This is a genomic window from Pseudomonas guangdongensis, assembly GCF_900105885.1.
GTDB classification, from domain to species: domain Bacteria; phylum Pseudomonadota; class Gammaproteobacteria; order Pseudomonadales; family Pseudomonadaceae; genus Geopseudomonas; species Geopseudomonas guangdongensis.
The window spans coordinates 1535955-1555901 of the sequence record NZ_LT629780.1 but is presented as its reverse complement, the minus strand read 5'-3'; the positions used below and the strand labels follow the sequence as shown (position 1 = coordinate 1555901).

Sequence of the window (19947 nt, the reverse complement as noted above, 5' to 3'; positions counted from 1 at the left end):
CCGAAACGCTGGTCGCAAGCGCTTCGGGCCTGTTGTCATTCTGGAGAACTGCAATGACCAACTTCACCCTGAATGCCCAAGCGCGTTCCGACCTGGGGAAAGGTGCGAGCCGCCGCCTGCGTCGTAACGCCAACCTGGTTCCGGCCGTTGTCTACGGCGGCGAGCAGGCCCCGCAGTCGATCTGCATGGAAGCCCGCGAAGTCGTCAAGCTGCTGGAAGACCAGTCCGTGTTCGGCAGCACCGTTGCCCTGAACATCGACGGCGCCGTGCAGAACGTGGTGATCAAGGCTGTCCAGCGTCATCCGTCCAAGGGCTTCGCCCTGCACATGGACTTCGTGCGCGCCTGATATCCGCCTGCACGTCTGAGAGAGCCCCTGTCGTGACTGCCATCCAACTGATCGTCGGCCTCGGTAACCCCGGAGCGGAATACGAACAGACCCGGCACAACGCAGGGGCTCTTTTCGTCGAGCGCGTGGCGTCAGCCATGGGCGCAAGCCTCAGCGCCGACAAGAAATACTTCGGCCTGGTCGGCAAGTTCAGCCACCAGGGCCGCGACGTTCGTCTGCTCATCCCCACCACCTACATGAACCGCAGCGGCCAGTCCGTGGCGGCGCTGGCGAACTTCTTCCGCATTCCGCCGGCGGCCATCCTGGTGGCCCACGACGAACTCGACATGCTCCCCGGCACCGCCAGACTCAAGGTCGGCGGCGGCCATGGCGGGCACAACGGCCTGCGCGACATCATCGCCCAGCTCGGCAACCAGAATTCCTTCCATCGCCTGCGCCTGGGCATCGGCCATCCCGGCGACAAGCACCTGGTCTCCAACTTCGTCCTCGGCCGAGCGCCGCGCAGCGAACAGGAAAAGCTCGAGGCGAGCATCGACTTCGCCCTCGACGCGCTGCCGGAAATGCTCGCCGGCGACTGGACCAAGGCGATGCAGAAGCTGCACAGCCAGAAAGCCTGACGCCTTCTCTTCACGTCCGAATTCATCTCCGCGAGGGATACACCATGGGATTCAACTGCGGCATCGTCGGCCTGCCCAACGTCGGCAAGTCCACCCTGTTCAACGCCCTGACCAAGTCCGGCATCGCCGCGGAGAACTTCCCGTTCTGCACCATCGAGCCGAACAGCGGCATCGTGCCGATGCCCGACGCGCGCCTCGATGCGCTGGCCGAGATCGTCAAGCCCGAGCGTGTGCTGCCGACCACCATGGAATTCGTCGACATCGCCGGCCTGGTCGCCGGTGCCTCCAAGGGTGAAGGCCTGGGCAACAAGTTCCTCGCCAACATCCGCGAGACCGACGCCATCGCCCATGTGGTGCGCTGCTTCGAGGACGACAACGTGATCCACGTGTCCAACTCGGTCGATCCCAAGCGCGACATCGAGATCATCGACCTGGAACTGATCTTCGCCGACCTCGACAGCTGCGAGAAGCAGCTGCAGAAGGTCGCGCGCAACGCCAAGGGCGGCGACAAGGAAGCCCTGGCGCAGAAAGCCATCCTCGAACAGCTGATCCCGCATTTCACCCAGGGCAAGCCGGCGCGCTCGCTGATGAAGCACATGAGCCCGGAGGAGAAGCTGATCATCCGCGGCTTCCATCTGCTCACCAGCAAGCCGGTGATGTACATCGCCAACGTCGCCGAGGACGGCTTCGACAACAACCCGCACCTCGACGTGGTCAAGGCCATCGCCGAGGAAGAAGGCGCCATCGTGGTGCCGGTGTGCAACAAGATCGAGGCGGAGATCGCCGAACTGGACGACGGCGAGGAGAAGGACATGTTCCTCGAATCCCTCGGCCTCGAAGAGCCGGGCCTCAACCGGGTGATCCGCGCCGGCTACCAGCTGCTCGGCCTGCAGACCTACTTCACCGCCGGGGTGAAGGAAGTGCGCGCCTGGACCGTGAAGATCGGCGCCACCGCGCCGCAGGCCGCCGCGGTGATCCACACCGACTTCGAAAAGGGCTTCATCCGCGCCGAGGTCATCGCCTACGACGACTTCATCCAGTACCGCGGCGAAGCCGGCGCCAAGGAAGCCGGCAAGTGGCGCCTGGAAGGCAAGGAGTACATCGTCAAGGACGGCGACGTGATGCACTTCCGCTTCAACGTCTGACCGCCCTGCCGGACTCCGGCGCGCCGTCCGCAACCCCCGTCATCGCCCGCGCGATACGGGGGTTTTCTTTATCCGCGTCACGGCTCGCGCGGGAAGCGGCCACACAGGGCGGGGATGATCGGCGTCACAAGGGACTGGCGACAAGATACTGTATTCATATACAGTAAAAGCCAGGACGCACCCTGCGGCTCAGCACCTGCAGCCCGCTCGTCCGTGACCGCAGCAGACATCCCGACGAGGACTCCGACATGCGCCAAGACTGTCGCACCATCAAACTGTTTGACGACCAGGGCAGCGTGATCGGCTGGCTGGACATGCCGATGAGCGCGCGGATCGCCGACATCGACACCCACCTGAGCGCCCTCGGCGCGGCACGCCTGGAGCTGGTGGCGGACCGGCGCAGCAGCGAGCGGCGCCAGGCGGCCGGCCGGCGCAGCGAAACGGCCCCCGCCTGGCGCGCCTGAACGCGCGCAGGATCGAGGTTCCCCAGCCCCGGCAAGCAGGATGCCGCAGGGGATCGGGGCGAACCGCCGCTCCCAGGCCCGGGGCTGCCTGGCATGGCAACCCGCGTTACCGCGAAGCCTTAGGTTTCCGGCGTCACCTTGAGGGACAAGCCAACGGCGGGGCATCCTCGATGGTCAGGACCTGCCGCGCCGCCTGGGGCAGCCTCGGCCAGCCCTCTCGCGCCAGCTCGTCCATCGACCACCTGCACGCTGCCTAGCGAGGCGCCGTCCGCCCGCGCCTCAGGCGCACCGCTCGACCGGCGGCAGGCCGATGGCGAAGCGGTTGCGACCGTCGCCGCTGAGCACCTCGACGCGACCGCCGTGCAGTTCGGCGATCGACTTGACGATGGCCAGCCCCAGGCCGCCGCTGTCGCCGGGCGCGGCGCGCGAGGGATCAGCGCGGAAGAAGCGGTCGAACAGCCGCGGCAGGTGCTCGGCGGGAATCGCCGCGCCGCGGTTGTCCACCGCCAGCCAGCACAGCCCCGCGCCGTCGTGGCGTTCCAGCAGGATGGTCGAGTCCGCCTCGGCATGGCGGATGGCGTTGGCCAGCAGGTTGCCGAGGGCGCGCTGCAGCAGCAGGCGGTCGGCGCACAACTGGCCGTGCAGGCGGTTGTCGAGGTGCAGGCCGCGCTCGCTGGCCAGCGCCTCGAAGTAGTCGACCAGTTGCTCGCCCAGCTCGTCGAGGGCGACCTCGCGCCGCTCCAGGGCCTGCTGGGCGTTGTCGACGCGGGCGAGGAACAGCAGATTCTCGGCCATGCGGATCAAGCGCTCGTACTCCTCCAGGTTCGAGGCAAGCAGCTCCTCGTATTCGCCCTGGCTGCGCGGCTGACCGAGGGCCAGCTGGTTGCTGCCCAGCAGGTTGTGCAGCGGCGTGCGGATCTCGTGGGCCAGGTCGGCGGAGAACTGCGAGAGCCGCTGCACGCTGTCCTCCAGGCGCGCCAGCATGGCGTTGAGCGCCTCGATCGGCGCGTGCAGCTCCTCGGGCACGCCTTCCAGCGGTAGCCGGCGGTCCAGGCTGCGCCGGTCGATGCCGGCCACCGCCCCAGCCAGCCGGCGCAGCGGCGCCAGGCCGCGACGTACCAGCCCGAGGCCAAGCAGCAAGGCCAGCAGCGCGCCGCCGCCGACCCCGCCGTAGAGCCGCCAGCGGTAGCTGGCCAGCATCTGCTCGCGCTCGATCATCAGCTTGCCGGCAAGAATGTGCAGCGGCTCGCCGCCCGGTCCCTGCGCCGCCACCGCCAGGAGTCGCGCCGGGGTGCCGTCGGCGGCGCGCCAGTCGCGCAGATCGCCGCGCTGCGCGCGCCGGTCCGCGGCCAGCGCCGGCAGCTCCGGCAACTGCTCGGCGGCGGGGTTGATGTCGATCAGCGCCGTGCCGTCGGCGCGCAGCACCCGCAGCAGGCTCTCGCGGTTGCCGAGCATGTTCTGGTAAAGGCGCGGGCGCTCCTGCAGGCCCTCCAGGCTGTCGCTGTCCTGCAGCAGGATGCGCACCTGCTCGACGCGACCGAGCAGCGCCTGGTCGTCGCGGAAGGCCAGCTCGCGCTCCAGCGAGCGGTACAGGTAGAAGCCGATGGCGCCGAGCACCACCGCGCAGACCAGCGCGAAGGCCAGCGCCAGGCGCCAGGCCAGGGACGGCGCGCGGCTCATGCTTCGGCGTCCAGGCGGTAGCCCATGCCGCGCACGGTGTGGATCAGCTTGACCGGGAAGGGATCGTCGATCTTGCCGCGAAGGCGGCGCACGGCCACCTCGACCATGTTGGTGTCGCTGTCGAAGTTCATGTTCCACACCTGGGAGGCGATGCGGGTGCGCGACAGCACCTCGCCGCGATGGCTGGCCAGCAGGTGCAGAAGGGCGAATTCCTTGTTGGTCAGGGCGATGCGCTGGCCGCCGCGACTGACCCGGCGGCGCAGCACGTCGATTTCCAGGTCGGCGACGCCCAGATAGTCGAGTTCGCGCAGCGGGCCGCGGCGCAGCAGGCTGCGCACCCGCGCCAGCAGCTCGGCGAAGGCGAACGGCTTGACCAGGTAATCGTCGGCGCCCAGCTCCAGGCCCTTGATGCGGTCCTCTAGCGCATCGCGCGCGGTGAGGAACAGCACCGGCGTGGCGCCGCGCTCGCGCAGCAGGCGCAGCAGCTGCCAGCCGTCCAGGCCGGGCAGCATCACGTCGAGGATCGCCAGGTCGTACTGCTCCTCCTCGATCAGGTGGCGGCCGTCGAGGCCGTTGTGCGCCACATCCACCGTATAGCCCGATTCACCCAGGCCGCGGGCCAGGAACTGCGCGGTCTTCACCTCGTCTTCCACCACCAGCAAACGCATCGCCCACCTCCGCCATCGTTGCCGTACAGGCTAGCGGGACGGCCCGGGGTTGCCCATTACAAAGTTGTAATCGCCGCGACGGCTTGGCGACGGGGGCCGCGTCCTAGGCTGTGCCCATCCACTCAGGAGGCCCACCATGAAGCCCAGACACCTGCTCATCGCCACCGCCCTGCTGACCGCCAGCGCCGCCGCCAGCGCCGCGCCGAAGCTGCCGCAGCACGCCGACCTCGACCTGGCCAGCGCCCGCCAGTTGAGCGACCTGACCCTGGAAGCCTGCCGCGCCGCCGGACGCTCGGCGGTGGTCAGCGTACTCGACCGCGGCGGCAACCTGATCGTGGTGCAGCGCGGCGACGGCGTCGGCCCGCACAACACCCTGGCCAGCCAGCGCAAGGCCTACACCGCACTGTCCACCAAGACCCCCAGCCAGTTGCTGGCCGAGCGGGCGCGCGCCAATCCCGACGCCGCCAACCTCAACACCCTCCCCGAGCTGCTGCTGCTGGGCGGCGGCGTCCCGCTGTTCGCCGGCGACGCGCTGGTCGGCGCCCTCGGCGTGGCCGGTGCCGGCGGCGCCGACCAGGACCAGGCCTGCGCGGTGCAGGCCGCCGAGCGCTTCGGCCTGAGCATCGCCCCGGCACAACGCTGAAATCCTCTCCACTCATCCATCACTGGAGCACACCATGACCGCACTGAAGACCACCCTCCTCGCCCTCGGCCTCTCCAGCCTGTCCGGCCTGGCCATGGCCGCCGGCAACCCGCTCAGCGTCCATGTGCTGAACCTGGAGAACGGCATCCCCACCCCGGGCATCGAAGTGACCCTGGAACACCAGTCCAAGGGCCAGTGGCAGGAACTGAGCCGCGGCAAGACCAACGAACAGGGCCGCATCACCGCCCTCTACCCGGAAGGCAAGGCGCTGGCCGCCGGCGACTACCGCGTGGTGTTCAAGACCGGTGACTACTACGCCGGTGCCAAGCGCGACACCTTCTTCCCGGAGATCCCGGTGCTCTTCAAGGTGGAGAACACCGAGCAGCACTACCACATCCCGCTGCTGCTCAGCCCCTACGGCTTCTCCACCTACCGCGGCAACTGATCCACCGGCGCGCCCACGGGACACCAGACCCGCGCCTCGTCCGGCAGTCGAGGCAAGCAATTGATCGGGCTGGAATTTTCTTCGACCCCGGGGTTGACACCGCCGGGTTCGAAGAGAATAATGCGCGCCACTTGGCTACGTAGCTCAGTTGGTTAGAGCACGGCATTCATAATGCTGGGGTCCGGGGTTCAAGTCCCTGCGTAGCCACCAAAACACTGTTTCTAGCTGTATCTAACAGTCTACGAAACGCCCCAAGAAGCCCGCCTTGTGCGGGCTTTCTTGTTTCTGGCTGTCCCCCCTTGTCTCCCCCTATCGCTGGGAAATCTGTATCCCGGCTTGTATCCTTCGAAAATAATTGAACCGAAGGGATACAAGGACATGAAGCGCTCAGAGATCAAGCGCCGCCCCCTCGCCGATAGTGTCCTCGCCGGGCTGGAAGCCGAGGCCAAGGAGTACCGCGAACTCGACGGCAACAGCCTGTACTTCCGGGTCAAACCGGACGCCACCAAGTCCTGGCAGCTGCGCTACAAGACCCCGGCCGGCAAATGGTCCTGGCTCGGCCTCGGCGGGTATCCCCAAGTGAGCGGCGCCCTCGCCCGCCAGAAGGCCGCCGAGCTGCGGGCCGACCTGGCCAACCCCATCCTGAGCCGGAAGGCACGCAAGGACGCCGAGCTGCTGGCGGCCAACAGCACCTTCGAGGCACTAGCACGGGAGTGGCACACACCAAAATATCAAGGGCTTGCCGAAAGGCAGGCCCTTTTTTTATGCCTCGGTGACTACAAAGTGACTACGGCGTGTCCACACTGGGCAAGCGGAGAGAAGCGCAATGCCGACTCCAGGTGCTCGGGCGACAGGTGGGCATATGCAGTGCCAGGATGTCGCCGCCACCCATCATGCCGTGGCTGACGCAGGTGTGCCGGAGCCGCGCCATCGCAACCTTCCCCGCACCGCACAGTGCCGACTGCCGGCACGCCTGCGCAACCACCCCCAAAACCCTCGGAACGTGCGGCACAGCACGCCGGGCTACAGCCCCGCGGGTTAAGTCTCTCTGCGGTATCGGAGATGACGGAGCAGGCTTCATGCGAGCGGACAAGGACTGTGCGACACCCCGGCGGCGCTCTGCCGGCAACGCCCTCTGGAGCCTCCCGCAACGACCAAGGCGCGGAGCGCTCGCCCCCCTGCTGCTCGCCATCCTGCTCGGCTGCTGCCTCGCCAGCCATACCGCGTCCGGCGCAACGCCCGCCCGTCCCGGCACGTTCGGCGACGACAATTACCCACCGCGGGGTGCGCTCAACCGCCTGCCGGCCACGCCGCGCTCGCACGCGCCGGGGCGCGAGCCGAAGGCCGCCCCGGTCATCCGCTCGGCCGCGTGGTCGTGGCGGAGCAACCGGGGCATGGTCCAGGGGCGCTTCCAGTGGCAGGAGCGCAACGGGCGCATCGATTACGCCAGCGTATGCCGCAACGAGCGGCCCGGTTCGCTGCGCTACCGCGACTGCCGGCGCGGCGCCCGGGCGGCCTTTGCCCGATTGTGCCGGGAGCGGCGCGACCCGGCGGCCTGCCATGCGCAGAACAACTATTCGCCGCTGCGCTGAGCCGGCGGCAGGCGGGTCGCCAGCAGCAGGCCGGCGAAGATCAGCGCGCCGCCCAGCCAGTGGTAGAACGCCAGCCCCTCGCCGAGCAACAGCCAGGCCAGCAGCGCGGCGAACACCGGCATCAGGTAGCTGAACAGCGAGGCGCGCGCCGCGCCGAGCACCTTGAGGCCGTGGTTCCAGGCCAGGTAGGCGAGCAGCGAGGCGAACAGCGCCGTATAGGCGATGGCGCCGAGGGTCTCCGGGCTGGGCGTGAAGCCACCGACCAGGGCCAGTTCGAGCAGGTAGAACGGCAGCATCAGCAACAGGCCGTAGAGGATCATCGCGCCCAGCAGAGGCAGTGCCGGCAGTTCCAGGCGCGGCGCCCACAGGCGCATCAGCAGCGAGTACAGCGCCCAGACCACGACCGCCAGCAGCATGATCAGGTCGCCGCGATAGAAGTCGAGGGTCAGGAAGGTGGCCAGCTCGCCACGCCCGATCAGCAGCAGCAGGCCGCACGCCGCCAGCGCCATGCCCAGCCAGGCGCGCCGCGCCGGCCATTCGCCGAGCAGCAGGCCGGCGCCGAGGAAGGTGGCCAGCGGCAGGCAGGTGTTGAGCAGGGTGATGTTGATCGCCGAGGTGCTGTGCGCGGCGTGGTAGAGCAGCGAGTTGTAGCTGGCGATGCCCAGTCCGGACACCACCCACAGGCGCCAGCCGGCCCGGCGCAGGGCGGCGCGCCGCTGCCAGAGGGTGCGCCCGACGAAGGGCAGCAGCAACGCCAGCGCCAGCGACCAGCGGCCGAAGGCCAGCGACATCGGCGGGATGCTGTCGGCCACCGCGCGCGCCACCAGCGCGTTGCCCGCCCAGCACAGGCAGGCCAGCAGCAGGCCGGCCGCCGCCCAGAGCGTGTGCCGGGGCATCAGCGGTGCCCGCCGCGGGGACGGCAGGATACGCGGCCATGGCCGCGCGGCGGCAGCGGAAGGAAGGACATGCGACGACTCCTTGTGCGCTCGCGCCGGCGGCGGGGGCCGCCGGCAGTCAAGGGCGGCACCTTACGGACTGCCCGGCGCCGCTGGCAAGTCCGCCGCAGACCTCACAGGCGCGCCAGCACCGCCTCGGCGGCGCGCTCGCCGGCATCCACCGCGCCCTCCAGAGTGCCGGGCGCGCGGGCGGCCAGATCGGCGCCGGCGAAATGGATGCGTCCCCAGCTGCGCCGCAGCAGCGGGGCCTGCAGGCTCCAGCCGCCGGCCGGCCAGAACGGCGCGGCGGCGCGCAGGAACGGCTGGTCGGCCCAGCAGTGGATCAGGCATTCCTGGACCTCGTGGACCGCGCGGCCGAGCAGCCCGACCAGGCTGTCCAGCAGTTGCGCCTGGCGGCGCGCGCGGGCCTCGCGGCCCAGACGGCGCGCGCGTTCGCCGCTCAGGGTAACGCGCAGCCAGGGCTGGCCGCTCTCGTCCTCGACGATCAGGCAGCCGGCGGCCAGCAACGGCAGGTCGATCCGCGGCAGGCGCTCGCGCCAGAACGGCCGCTCGTAGCGCAGCAGGCAGTCGATGCGCGCCTGGGGCAGCAGGTGGCGCAGGCCGTGCTCGCGCCAGCCGGGCAGCGCCGGCACGCAGTCCAGACGGGCCAACTGCAGCGCCGGCAGCGCCAGCACCACATGGCGGGCGCGGTAGCGCGCCGCCGCGCAGATCAGCTCGACCGTCTCGCCGTCCTGGCGCATGCCGAGCAGCGGGCTGTCGAGGATCAGGTCGTCGCCCAGCCGCTCGACCAGCGCCGCACAGAGCGCCGACATGCCGCCGCGCGGGCGCTGCGCGGGCGGCGCGAGCTGGCGACCGTGCAGGGCCGCGCGGCCGTGCTGGCGCAGTTGCAGCAGGGCGTGCAGCAGGGACAGCTGGTCAGGCGCTGCGCCGAACAGCAGCAGCGCCTGTGCCTCGATGGCCTGGCGGGCGGCGCGCCCCGGCCAGCGCCGCGCCAGCCAGTCGCCCAGGCTCAGGCGATCGAGCGCCGCCGCCCGCGCATGTTCGCTGCCCGGCTCGGGCGGCAGCAGCGCCGCTTCCCGCTCCAGCGCGTGCCACAGCCGCCGGCACTGCCAGCGGCCCAGCCGGCCCAGGGCCGGATCGGGCGGCGGCCAGACGGCCGCGACGGCGCCGCCGGTTTCGTCCGGCGCCTGCAAGGGCAGCTGCAGTTCGCGCACCAACTGGGCAAGGCGCGGCTGGCGCAGGTCGAGGCCACGGGCCCCCAGTTCGACTCGCCGGCCATCGGCCAGCTCGGCATCGAGAATCCGCCCGCCGATGCGCGGCGCGGCTTCCAGCACGCGCACCGTGCGCCCGGCCCAGCCCAGGCGCCAGGCCGCGGTCAGGCCGGACAGGCCGGCACCGACCACTATCACTTCGGCGCAGTGCTGGGACATGGCGGGCATTCTCGATGACGGAACAAGGGACTATCCGGGGACGGCGGCGCGCGGGGCGCCGATGCAGGGGGAGGCGCGGCTCAGTCGAATAGCGGGCAGGCCATCACCAGCGCGTCCTCGCGCCCGCCGACGGCCGGGTAGTAGTCGCGGCGGCGACCGATCTCGTTGAAGCCGAAGCGCTCGTAGAGGCGGTAGGCCGACTGGTTGGAGGCGCGCACTTCGAGGAAGCATTCGTTGCCGCCGCGCTCGCGGGCGCACTGCATCAGGTGGGTGAGCAGGCGCAGGCCGAGGCCGCGGCCCTGGCTCTCCGGCTTGACGGTGATGTTCAGCAGGTGCGCCTCGTCGACGATCAGGTTGATCACCCCGTGGCCGACCTGCTGGCTGCCCTCGAACATCAGCCAGCACTCGTAGGACTTCAGCGCGTCGCTGAAGATGCCGCGGGTCCAGGGATGGCTGAAGGCGGCGTACTCGATCTTCAGCACCGCATCCAGGTCGTCGGCGCCCATGCGCCGGAAAGTGATTGCATCGCTCATGGCTTGTCCGTCCAGCACCGCATCGTGCGGCGCATGCTGTCCCACAGCGCGGCCTTGAGGGCCGGCGTCGTCATCAGGTGTTCCAGGCCCGGCAGGCGCCAAGCCTGACCGAGGGCGCCGAGGCCGAGGTCGTCCGGCTCCGAGGCCTGCGCATCCCGGCTGGAGGCGAAACGCGCCGCCGCCTCGCCGACCAGCCACAGGCAGGGCGCCGGCGCCTGCTCCAGCTGCCCCTGCAGCACGGTGCGCACGTACAGGCGCGCCGCCTCGGGGCCTTGGTCGAAGCTGACCGGGTTGCCGCGCAGCATCGGCCAGCGGATCGGCTCGCCCAGCGGCTGCGGGCTGTCCGGCAGCTGCGCGGCGCGCAGCAGGTCCTTGAGCAGGCGGTAGGCCGGATCGCGGCTGGCGAAGGGTTCGCCGCTGGGCAGCTCGACGAGCAGCAGGCAGGCGCCGGCGCGCAGCAGTTGCAGGGCGAAGCGCGGCGGCGCCTCGCGCGCAGCGGCCGGCGCTGGCGCTGGCGCGCGCGACGGCTCGGGCGCTGGCCCGACCGACAGCCGAGCCGGCAGCGGCAGCACCTTGCGCGCCGGCAGCGTGGCCGGCGCGGCGGCGCTCTCGGCGGCCGGCGGGCCGGGGCGCGGACGCACCGGGCGCCGCGACGGCGCCTCGCTGCGCGGCTCGGGCAGGGCCAGCAGTTCCGGGCGCGAGGGGGCGGCGAACGGCAGCGCCTGGCGCGGCAGCCAGACGTCGATCTGCATGGCACCCAGCCAGGCGCGGCGCTGCTGCTCGTCGATCACACGCCGTCCGTCTGCGGGTGGGCCTTGTGCACGCCGGCCTGCATCAGGTTCAGCGCATGCAGGTAAGCCTTGGCCGAGGCCACCACGATGTCGGTATCGGCACCGTTGCCGTTGACGATACGCCCGCCCTTCTCCAGACGCACGGTGACCTCGCCCTGGGAGTCGGTGCCCTGGGTGATGGCGTTGACCGAGTAGAGCTGCAGGCTGGCCTGGGAGGCGGCGATGGCCTCGATAGCCTTGAAGGTGGCATCCACCGGGCCGGAGCCGCTGGCCGAGGCCTTGTGCTCGACGCCGTCGACGCTGAGCACCAGCGCGGCGACCGGTACCTCGCCGGTCTTGCTGGCGACGTCCAGGTAGGCCAGCTTGAAGTGCTCCGGCGCTTCCTCGGCGAGGCTGTCGGAGACCAGCGCCTGCAGGTCCTCGTCGAAGATCTCGTGCTTCTTGTCGGCCAGCGCCTTGAAGCGGGCGAAGGCGGCGTTCAGCTCGGCCTCGCCGGGCAGGACGATGCCCAGCTCGTCGAGACGCGCGCGGAACGCGTTGCGCCCGGAGTGCTTGCCCATGACCATCTTGTTGGCGTTCCAGCCGACGTCCTGGGCGCGCATGATCTCGTAGGTCTCGCGGTGCTTGAGCACGCCGTCCTGGTGGATGCCCGACTCGTGGGCGAAGGCGTTGGCGCCGACGATGGCCTTGTTCGGCTGCACCGGGAAGCCGGTGATGCCGGAGACCAGCCGCGAGGTGCTGAGGATGTGCTCGGTCTCGATGTTGGTATAGACGTCGAGCAGGTCCTTGCGGGTCTTGATCGCCATGACGATCTCCTCCAGCGCAGCGTTGCCGGCGCGCTCGCCGAGGCCGTTGATGGTGCACTCCACCTGGCGCGCACCGGCGACCACCGCGGCCAGCGAGTTGGCCACGGCCAGGCCGAGGTCGTTGTGGCAGTGCACCGAGAACACCGCCTTGTCGGCATTGGGGATGCGATTGAGCAGCTGGGCGATGGTCTCGGCGTACTGGTGCGGGATGGCGTAGCCGACGGTATCCGGGATGTTGATGGTGCGCGCACCGGCCTCGATGGCCGCCTCGATGATCCGGCAGAGGAAGTCGATTTCCGAGCGGCCGGCGTCCTCGCAGGAGAACTCGACGTCGCCGCACAGGCTGCGCGCCTTCTTCACCGCGCGCACCGCCTGCTCGACCACCGCGTCCGGCTGCATGCGCAGCTTGTACTGCATGTGGATCGGGCTGGTGGCGATGAAGGTGTGGATGCGCCCGGAGTTGGCGTTCTTCAGCGCCTCGGCGGCGCGTTCGATGTCGGCGTCGAGGGCGCGCGCCAGGCTGCACACAGTGCTGTCCTTGACCGCTTCGGCGACCGCCTTGACCGACTCGAAGTCGCCCGGGCTGGCGATGGCGAAGCCCGCCTCGATCACGTCGACGCGCATGCGCTCCAGCGCCTTGGCGATGCGCAGCTTCTCTTCCCTGGTCATCGACGCGCCGGGGCTCTGCTCGCCGTCGCGCAGCGTGGTGTCGAATATGATGACGCGGTCGTTGCTCATGTCGGTCTCCTCATGGCTGCCGGCGGCTGCAGGCGGCGGGCGTGTCGTGGCACGCGCGTTGGTGGGGCGAATTGTGGCCTGAATCGCCGACCCGGGAAAGCGGCGCCGGGCGCCGCGTCAGCGCCCGAGGGGAATCTTCGGCGCCCATTGCAGCCACTCCGGCTGCGGCGCGTCGAACAGTGCGAAGGTCTGCCCTGGCTGCACCGGGCGCACCTCGTCGGGGGTGGCGAAGGCGATGCCGCCTTCGAGGATCGCCTCCAGGGACTCGGTGCGGATCTGCGCGCCCTTGAGCAGGCCGACCTCGACGCCGATGCCGCTGGCGTTCCAGAAGCGGCTGCCGCCGCGCACCAGCGCGGCGTGGCGCGGCTCGATGAGGATATGCACCAGCACGCGGTCGGCGTTCGGCCCCAGCTCGACGCGGGTGACCTTGCCCACCGGCATCTCGCGGTAGGTCACCGCCACTCCCGGCTTGAGGGAGCCGCGGCGCGGCGTGCTGAGCACCAGCGGCAGGCCGGACTCGGCCGGCAGGGCCTGCGGCGCGGCGGCCAGCACCTCGAAGCGGCTCTGCAACGCGGCGCTACGCGGCCCCGGCGCGACCTCCAGATAAGGACCGCTGACCAGCGTGTCGAGGTTGGCGGTACGCGCCAGGCCCAGTTCCGGGCGTACCACCCAGAAGCGGCTGCCGGCGCGCGCGATCCGCTCGCCGGCCTCGGTGACCCGCAGGGTCAGCAGCACCTGCTGCAGGTCGTCGGCGAGGCGCACCTGCTCCACTGCGCCGACCTGCAGGCCGCGGTAGCGCAGCGGCGTGCCGGCGTCGATGCCGTCGGCGCGGGGCAGGCTCAGCTCCAGCAGGTGGCCGCGGGCCAGCGCCCGGGCCTCGTCGTCGAACAGCCGGAAGCGCTTGACCCGGGTGACCGGCGCGGCCTGCGGATCGGGGGTATCGAGGGCGATGCCGCCGAGCATCAGGGTCTGCAGCGACTCGCTCTGCACCTCGACGCCGCTCAGGCCGCCCTTGAGGCGGATGCCGCTGGCGTTCCAGAAGCGCGTCGACTCGTTGACCAGGCCGGCATAGTCCGGCTCGACATGCACGCCGATCAGCACGCGCTGGCGGTCGCGCGACAGCTGGTAGCTCTGCACGCTGCCGATGCGCATCTGCCGGTAGAGCAGCGGGCTGCCGACCTCCAGGGAGCCGAGCCGCTCGGCGGCGAGCACCAGATGCAGCCCCGGGGCGTCGACGTTGAGCGGCGGCGCCTTGGCGCGGATGGTGAATTCGCGGGCCGGCACGCCCTGCTTGCCGAAGCGCACCTCCAGGTAGTTGCCCTGCACCAGCGCATCCAGGCCGGTGATCCCGGCTAGGGAGATCGACGGCTTGACCATCCAGAACTCGCTGCTGTCGACCAGCAGCTCCTCGGTGCGCGGGTCCATGGTCAGCTCGGCCACCGGCTGGGCGAAGTCGCGGCCCATGTCGATCTTCTTCAGGGTGCCGACCTGCACGCCGTTGTACAGCACCGCGGTACGCCCCGGCTGCAGGCCGGCGACGTCCTGCAGCTGAAGCGTCACCTTGAGCCCGGCCTCGGCGCTTTCGTAGTCGTCGTAGAGGCGGAACGGCAGGGCCGGGTCGGTGGGCGGGCTGTCCTGGCGGTGCTCCGGGGTGGCGAAGGCGATGCCGCCGGTGGCCAGGCTGACCAACGACTCGGTGCGCAGCTTGAAGCCGGACAGACCCCCGCTGAAGCTGATGCCGCTGGCGTTCCAGAAACGGGTGTGCTTGCGCACCAGGTGGGCATAGGGTTCCTCGACGTAGATCTGCAGCTCGACGGTGCGCTGGTCCTCGCCGAGGCGGTAGCTCTTCACCTGACCGACCTGGATCTGCCGGTAGTAGACCGGGCTGCCCTGCTCCAGCGAGCCGAGGCGCTCGGCCTTGAGGGTGAAGTGCAGGCCGGGCAGACGGTCGGACAGCGGCGGCGGTTCGCTGAGGGCGGTGAACTCGTCGACCGCCTCGCCCTTGACCGGGTCGATGGCGATGTAGATGCCGGACACCAGCGTCTCCAGGCCGGTCACCCCGGCCAGCGATACCCGCGGCTTGACCAGCCAGAAGCGGGTGTCGCCGCTCAGGTAGTCCTTCGCCTCGCGGTTGATCTCCACGATGGCCTCGACGCCCTGCAGGTCCTGGCTGACGTGCAGATCGACCACCCGGCCCACGGCGATGCCCTTGTGCATCACCTGGGTCTTGTTGGTCTGGATGCCCTCGCCGTCGGCGAAATGCACGCGGATCTCCACCCCGGCTTCGCTGAAGGCGCGCCACAGCAGCCACAGGCCGATGGCCAGGGCGAGTAGCGGCAGCACCCAGATGGCCGACCAGTTGCCGGTCTTGCGGAGTTCGGGAAGGGCAGGTTCAGTCATGGGCGATGTCCGCGTCGGTGTTGTCCCAGATCAGTCGGGGATCGAAGGTGATTGCCGCCAGCATGGTGAGGATCACCACCGCCGCGAAAGCCAGAGCGCCGGCGCCGGCCTCGATGCTGGCCAGGTTGCCGAAGCTGACCAGGGCGACCAGGATGGCGATGACGAAGATGTCGAGCATCGACCAGCGGCCGATCCACTCGATGAAACGGTACATGAGGATGCGCTGGCGCGGCGACATCACCTGATGGCGCTGCACCGAGTAGAGCAGCAGGGCAATCCCCAGCAGCTTGAAGCTCGGCACCAGGATGCTGGCGACGAACACCACCAGGGCGATCGGCAGCATGCCGGCCTGGATCAGTTCGATCACCCCGCCCATGATGGTGGCCGGACTGCCGCGGCCGAGCATGTGCACGCTCATGATCGGCAGCAGGTTCGCCGGGATGTAGAGCAGCGCCGCACTCAGCAGCAAGGCCCAGGTCCGCGCGATGCTGTTCGGGCGGCGCCCGTGCAGGCGGGCACCGCAGCGCCTACAGCGCGGCGGCTGCCCGGCGGGCGGGCGATTGAGCTGCTGGCATTCGTGGCAGACCAGGATGCCGGCATCAAGGGCGCGCATCGTCATCCTCCAGCGCTTCCCAGACCTGCTGCGGCGACATGGTCACCTCCAGCCAGACCTGCGCAAGCAGCAGCGCGACGAAACAGAACAGCCCAACCCCCAGGGTCAGATCGGCCATGTCCATCAGCTTGACGATGGACACCAGGATGCCCATCAGATAGACCTCCAGCATGCCCCACTCGCGCAGGTGATGGTACGAACGATACAGCCAGCGCCCCCAGGCCAGCGCCCTGCGGCCACGGATGCTGAGCAGCACCAGCAACTGGCAGAGCAGCTTGAGCAGGGGCACCACCATGCTGCAGAGCAGCACCACCAGGGCGATCGCCTCCATGCCGCTGTCGTAGAGACCGAGCACGCCGCTCCAGACCGTGTCCCGAGTGGTCTGGCCGAGCAGATCGAGCTGCATGATCGGCAGGAAGTTGGCCGGCACGAACAGCGCCAGGGCGGTCAGCACCAGAGCCAGGCTGCGCCGCTCCATCTGGCTGCGCCGGGCCAACAACTCGTAGCCGCAGCGCGGACAGCAGGCTTTCTGCTCCACGGCCAGCACCGGTCTGCGCATCAGCAGGTCGCACTCGTGACAGGCCAGCAGCTGCTCCAGCGGGAGCTCATGCAGGGGGCGCGACTCGGTTTCGCTCATGAGGATTGCTCGGGAAAGACTGCGTGCCATTTTAGCGGAGCCCGGCGCGCTTCCGCAGGCTTTCCCCCACCGACTTGCCCAGCCGAGGGGAACAAGGCCGAGCGCCTCGGCTCGCCGGAGCAGCGATAGCAGCTGCTTTAGCGCATCGCTTATCGTTGCCGCCGTTCATTTTCGGCGCAAAGAGAAACCCCCGACCAGCGTGCGCTAATCGGGGGTTCGGTATAGGTGCTTGACGATGACCTACTCTCACATGGGGAGGCCCCACACTACCATCGGCGATGCGTCGTTTCACTGCTGAGTTCGGGATGGGATCAGGTGGTTCCAACGCTCTATGGTCGTCAAGCAATTCGGTTGGGATCTCGCCGTGGCGCGACCCCGAATCAGGTATGTGATAGCGGTGTTTCTATTCGGTATTTGCGGTTCATGCAAGCTTTCGGCCTGTCACACGCAACAATTGTCAGATTGTTTGGGTGTTATATGGTCAAGCCTCACGGGCAATTAGTATCGGTTAGCTCAACGCCTCACAGCGCTTACACACCCGACCTATCAACGTCGTAGTCTTCGACGACCCTTCAGGAAGCTCAAGGCTTCAGTGAGATCTCATCTTGAGGCAAGTTTCCCGCTTAGATGCTTTCAGCGGTTATCTTTTCCGAACATAGCTACCCGGCAGTGCCACTGGCGTGACAACCGGAACACCAGAGGTTCGTCCAACCCGGTCCTCTCGTACTAAGGTCAGCCCCTCTCAAATCTCAAACGTCCACGGCAGATAGGGACCGAACTGTCTCACGACGTTCTAAACCCAGCTCGCGTACCACTTTAAATGGCGAACAGCCATACCCTTGGGACCGGCTTCAGCCCCAGGATGTGATGAGCCGACATCGAGGTGCCAAACACCGCCGTCGATATGAACTCTTGGGCGGTATCAGCCTGTTATCCCCGGAGTACCTTTTATCCGTTGAGCGATGGCCCTTCCATACAGAACCACCGGATCACTAAGACCTACTTTCGTACCTGCTCGACGTGTCTGTCTCGCAGTCAAGCGCGCTTTTGCCTTTATACTCTGCGACCGATTTCCGACCGGTCTGAGCGCACCTTCGTACTCCTCCGTTACTCTTTAGGAGGAGACCGCCCCAGTCAAACTACCCACCATACACTGTCCTCGATCCGGATAACGGACCAGAGTTAGAACCTCAAGATTGCCAGGGTGGTATTTCAAGGATGGCTCCATGGAAACTGGCGTCTCCACTTCAAAGCCTCCCACCTATCCTACACAAGCAAGCTCAAAGTCCAGTGCAAAGCTATAGTAAAGGTTCACGGGGTCTTTCCGTCTAGCCGCGGATACACTGCATCTTCACAGCGATTTCAATTTCACTGAGTCTCGGGTGGAGACAGCGCCGCCATCGTTACGCCATTCGTGCAGGTCGGAACTTACCCGACAAGGAATTTCGCTACCTTAGGACCGTTATAGTTACGGCCGCCGTTTACCGGGGCTTCGATCAAGAGCTTCGCTTTCGCTAACCCCATCAATTAACCTTCCGGCACCGGGCAGGCGTCACACCCTATACGTCCACTTTCGTGTTTGCAGAGTGCTGTGTTTTTAATAAACAGTCGCAGCGGCCTGGTATCTTCGACCGGCGTGGGCTTACTGAGCAAGTCATTCACCCTCACCGGCGCACCTTCTCCCGAAGTTACGGTGCCATTTTGCCTAGTTCCTTCACCCGAGTTCTCTCAAGCGCCTTGGTATTCTCTACCCAACCACCTGTGTCGGTTTGGGGTACGGTTCCTAGTTACCTGAAGCTTAGAAGCTTTTCCTGGAAGCATGGCATCAACCACTTCGCATTCTAAAAGAACGCTCGTCATCAGCTCTCGGTCTTGAATTCCCGGATTTGCCTAAGAATTCGACCTACCACCTTAAACTTGGACAACCAACGCCAAGCTGGCCTAGCCTTCTCCGTCCCTCCATCGCAGTAACTAGAAGTACAGGAATATTAACCTGTTTCCCATCGACTACGCTCTTCAGCCTCGCCTTAGGGACCGACTAACCCTGCGTCGATTAACGTTGCGCAGGAACCCTTGGTCTTTCGGCGTGGGAGTTTTTCACTCCCATTGTCGTTACTCATGTCAGCATTCGCACTTCTGATACCTCCAGCCAGCTTCTCAACTGACCTTCACAGGCTTACAGAACGCTCCTCTACCGCTCATCCAAAGGATGAACCCGTAGCTTCGGTGTGTGGTTTGAGCCCCGTTACATCTTCCGCGCAGGCCGACTCGACTAGTGAGCTATTACGCTTTCTTTAAAGGATGGCTGCTTCTAAGCCAACCTCCTAGCTGTCTAAGCCTTCCCACATCGTTTACCACTTAACCACAACTTTGGGACCTTAGCTGACGGTCTGGGTTGTTTCCCTTTTCACGACGGACGTTAGCACCCGCCGTGTGTCTCCCACGCTGACACTTCCAGGTATTCGGAGTTTGCATCGGTTTGGTAAGTCGGGATGACCCCCTAGCCGAAACAGTGCTCTACCCCCTGGAGTGATACGTGAGGCGCTACCTAAATAGCTTTCGAGGAGAACCAGCTATCTCCGAGCTTGATTAGCCTTTCACTCCTATCCACAAGTCATCCCCTACCTTTTCAACGGGAGTGGGTTCGGTCCTCCAGTCAGTGTTACCTAACCTTCAACCTGCTCATGGATAGATCGCCCGGTTTCGGGTCTATACCCAGCGACTAAACGCCCTATTAAGACTCGCTTTCGCTACGCCTCCCCTATACGGTTAAGCTTGCCACTGAATATAAGTCGCTGACCCATTATACAAAAGGTACGCAGTCACCCAACAAAGTAGGCTCCCACTGCTTGTACGCATACGGTTTCAGGTTCTATTTCACTCCCCTCTCCGGGGTTCTTTTCGCCTTTCCCTCACGGTACTGGTTCACTATCGGTCAGTCAGTAGTATTTAGCCTTGGAGGATGGTCCCCCCATATTCAGACAAAGTTTCTCGTGCTCCGTCCTACTCGATTTCACTGCAAGGATCTTTTCGTATACGGGGCTATCACCCACTATGGCGGCACTTTCCAGAGCCTTCTACTAAAATCCAAGCAGCTTAAGGGCTAATCCCCGTTCGCTCGCCACTACTAAGGGAATCTCGGTTGATTTCTTTTCCTCAGGGTACTTAGATGTTTCAGTTCCCCTGGTTCGCCTCTTGCACCTATGTATTCAGTACAAGATACCCAGCTTATGCTGAGTGGGTTTCCCCATTCAGAGATCTCCGGATCAAAGTCTGTTTGCCGACTCCCCGAAGCTTATCGCAGGCTACCACGTCTTTCATCGCCTCTGACTGCCAAGGCATCCACCGTATGCGCTTATTCACTTGACCATATAACCCCAAGCAATCTGTGATCCGAGGATCTGATTGACTGTGATTATGTGCGTGAATGTCGACATTCGCC

At 66.9% G+C, this 19947-nt stretch carries 16 protein-coding genes, 1 tRNA gene, 2 rRNA genes and 3 pseudogenes; 9 read left to right on the top strand and 13 right to left on the bottom strand.

Annotated elements, in window-relative coordinates; genetic code table 11:
• Positions 1-53 precede the first annotated feature (53 nt).
• From rplY to BLU22_RS07500, 4 genes and pseudogenes are all read left to right on the top strand, one after another.
• A pseudogene (gene rplY / locus BLU22_RS07515) lies at positions 54-341 on the top strand (50S ribosomal protein L25); the annotation flags it as partial.
• Between the two features lie 38 nt (positions 342-379).
• A complete protein-coding gene (gene pth / locus BLU22_RS07510; RefSeq protein ID WP_090213327.1) occupies positions 380-964 on the top strand; it encodes an aminoacyl-tRNA hydrolase in 585 nt (194 codons plus the stop codon).
• Positions 965-1008: 44 nt separating this feature from the next.
• On the top strand, positions 1009-2109 hold the full coding sequence (gene ychF, locus BLU22_RS07505) for a redox-regulated ATPase YchF (RefSeq protein ID WP_090213325.1): 1101 nt from the start codon (positions 1009-1011) through the stop codon (positions 2107-2109).
• A 248-nt stretch (positions 2110-2357) separates the two neighbouring features.
• The gene (locus tag BLU22_RS07500) at positions 2358-2573 is read left to right on the top strand and encodes a hypothetical protein (protein WP_090213324.1); all 216 of its coding nucleotides are present in this window, start codon (positions 2358-2360) and stop codon (positions 2571-2573) included.
• A gap of 279 nt (positions 2574-2852) precedes the next feature.
• Here BLU22_RS07500 and BLU22_RS07495 read toward each other — a convergent pair whose 3' ends face one another.
• Both BLU22_RS07495 and BLU22_RS07490 read right to left on the bottom strand, forming a co-directional pair.
• On the bottom strand, positions 2853-4253 hold the full coding sequence (locus BLU22_RS07495) for a heavy metal sensor histidine kinase (RefSeq protein WP_090213322.1): 1401 nt from the start codon (positions 4251-4253) through the stop codon (positions 2853-2855).
• Positions 4250-4921 carry a heavy metal response regulator transcription factor gene (locus BLU22_RS07490; RefSeq protein ID WP_090213320.1) on the bottom strand — a complete coding sequence of 224 codons (672 nt, stop codon included), beginning with the start codon at positions 4919-4921 and terminating at the stop codon, positions 4250-4252. The genes BLU22_RS07495 and BLU22_RS07490 overlap by 4 nt, the downstream gene beginning before the upstream one ends.
• A 136-nt stretch (positions 4922-5057) precedes the next feature.
• On the opposite strand from BLU22_RS07490, the gene BLU22_RS07485 reads away from it, so the two are divergent.
• The 4 genes and pseudogenes from BLU22_RS07485 to BLU22_RS15145 all read left to right on the top strand — a co-directional run.
• Entirely contained in the window at positions 5058-5564 is a 507-nt protein-coding gene (locus BLU22_RS07485) for a GlcG/HbpS family heme-binding protein (protein ID WP_090213319.1), read from the top strand.
• 34 nt (positions 5565-5598) lie between these two features.
• Positions 5599-6009: a hydroxyisourate hydrolase gene (gene uraH / locus BLU22_RS07480; protein ID WP_090213317.1), complete on the top strand. Its 411-nt coding sequence runs from the start codon at positions 5599-5601 to the stop codon at positions 6007-6009.
• A gap of 133 nt (positions 6010-6142) precedes the next feature.
• Positions 6143-6219 (top strand) — tRNA-Met (locus BLU22_RS07475).
• 168 nt (positions 6220-6387) lie between these two features.
• Positions 6388-6738 (top strand): annotated as a pseudogene (locus tag BLU22_RS15145) (Arm DNA-binding domain-containing protein); the annotation flags it as partial.
• A 47-nt stretch (positions 6739-6785) separates the two neighbouring features.
• Here BLU22_RS15145 and BLU22_RS15250 read toward each other — a convergent pair.
• Positions 6786-6931 (bottom strand): annotated as a pseudogene (locus tag BLU22_RS15250) (phage integrase); the annotation flags it as partial.
• 157 nt (positions 6932-7088) lie between these two features.
• Here BLU22_RS15250 and BLU22_RS14950 point away from each other — a divergent pair.
• Positions 7089-7601 (top strand): hypothetical protein, encoded by a 513-nt coding sequence (locus BLU22_RS14950; RefSeq protein ID WP_157718979.1) that lies wholly within the window; start codon positions 7089-7091, stop codon positions 7599-7601.
• Here BLU22_RS14950 and BLU22_RS07460 read toward each other — a convergent pair.
• The 10 genes from BLU22_RS07460 to BLU22_RS07415 form a co-directional block, all read right to left on the bottom strand.
• Complete coding sequence (locus tag BLU22_RS07460; protein ID WP_090213312.1) at positions 7583-8497, bottom strand: DMT family transporter; 915 nt, start codon at positions 8495-8497, stop codon at positions 7583-7585. The genes BLU22_RS14950 and BLU22_RS07460 overlap by 19 nt on opposite strands.
• A gap of 173 nt (positions 8498-8670) precedes the next feature.
• Positions 8671-9987, bottom strand: coding sequence for a flavin monoamine oxidase family protein (locus tag BLU22_RS07455; RefSeq protein WP_157718978.1), 1317 nt, complete (start codon positions 9985-9987; stop codon positions 8671-8673).
• Between the two features lie 80 nt (positions 9988-10067).
• On the bottom strand, positions 10068-10520 hold the full coding sequence (rimI, locus tag BLU22_RS07450) for a ribosomal protein S18-alanine N-acetyltransferase (protein ID WP_090213309.1): 453 nt from the start codon (positions 10518-10520) through the stop codon (positions 10068-10070).
• A complete protein-coding gene (locus BLU22_RS07445) occupies positions 10517-11311 on the bottom strand; it encodes a hypothetical protein (RefSeq protein ID WP_090213307.1) in 795 nt (264 codons plus the stop codon). The genes rimI and BLU22_RS07445 overlap by 4 nt, the downstream gene beginning before the upstream one ends.
• On the bottom strand, positions 11308-12855 hold the full coding sequence (locus BLU22_RS07440; RefSeq protein ID WP_090213306.1) for a 2-isopropylmalate synthase: 1548 nt from the start codon (positions 12853-12855) through the stop codon (positions 11308-11310). Before BLU22_RS07440 ends, BLU22_RS07445 begins: the two co-directional genes overlap by 4 nt.
• Before the next feature lie 117 nt (positions 12856-12972).
• The gene (locus BLU22_RS07435; protein WP_090213304.1) at positions 12973-15255 is read right to left on the bottom strand and encodes a PqiB family protein; all 2283 of its coding nucleotides are present in this window, start codon (positions 15253-15255) and stop codon (positions 12973-12975) included.
• Positions 15248-15868 (bottom strand): paraquat-inducible protein A, encoded by a 621-nt coding sequence (locus BLU22_RS07430; protein WP_090213303.1) that lies wholly within the window; start codon positions 15866-15868, stop codon positions 15248-15250. The genes BLU22_RS07435 and BLU22_RS07430 overlap by 8 nt, the downstream gene beginning before the upstream one ends.
• A complete protein-coding gene (locus BLU22_RS07425) occupies positions 15855-16505 on the bottom strand; it encodes a paraquat-inducible protein A (RefSeq protein ID WP_090213301.1) in 651 nt (216 codons plus the stop codon). Before BLU22_RS07425 ends, BLU22_RS07430 begins: the two co-directional genes overlap by 14 nt.
• Before the next feature lie 227 nt (positions 16506-16732).
• A 5S ribosomal RNA gene (gene rrf / locus BLU22_RS07420) occupies positions 16733-16848 on the bottom strand.
• A gap of 134 nt (positions 16849-16982) precedes the next feature.
• Positions 16983-19874 (bottom strand): 23S ribosomal RNA (locus tag BLU22_RS07415).
• Positions 19875-19947: the final 73 nt, after the last annotated feature.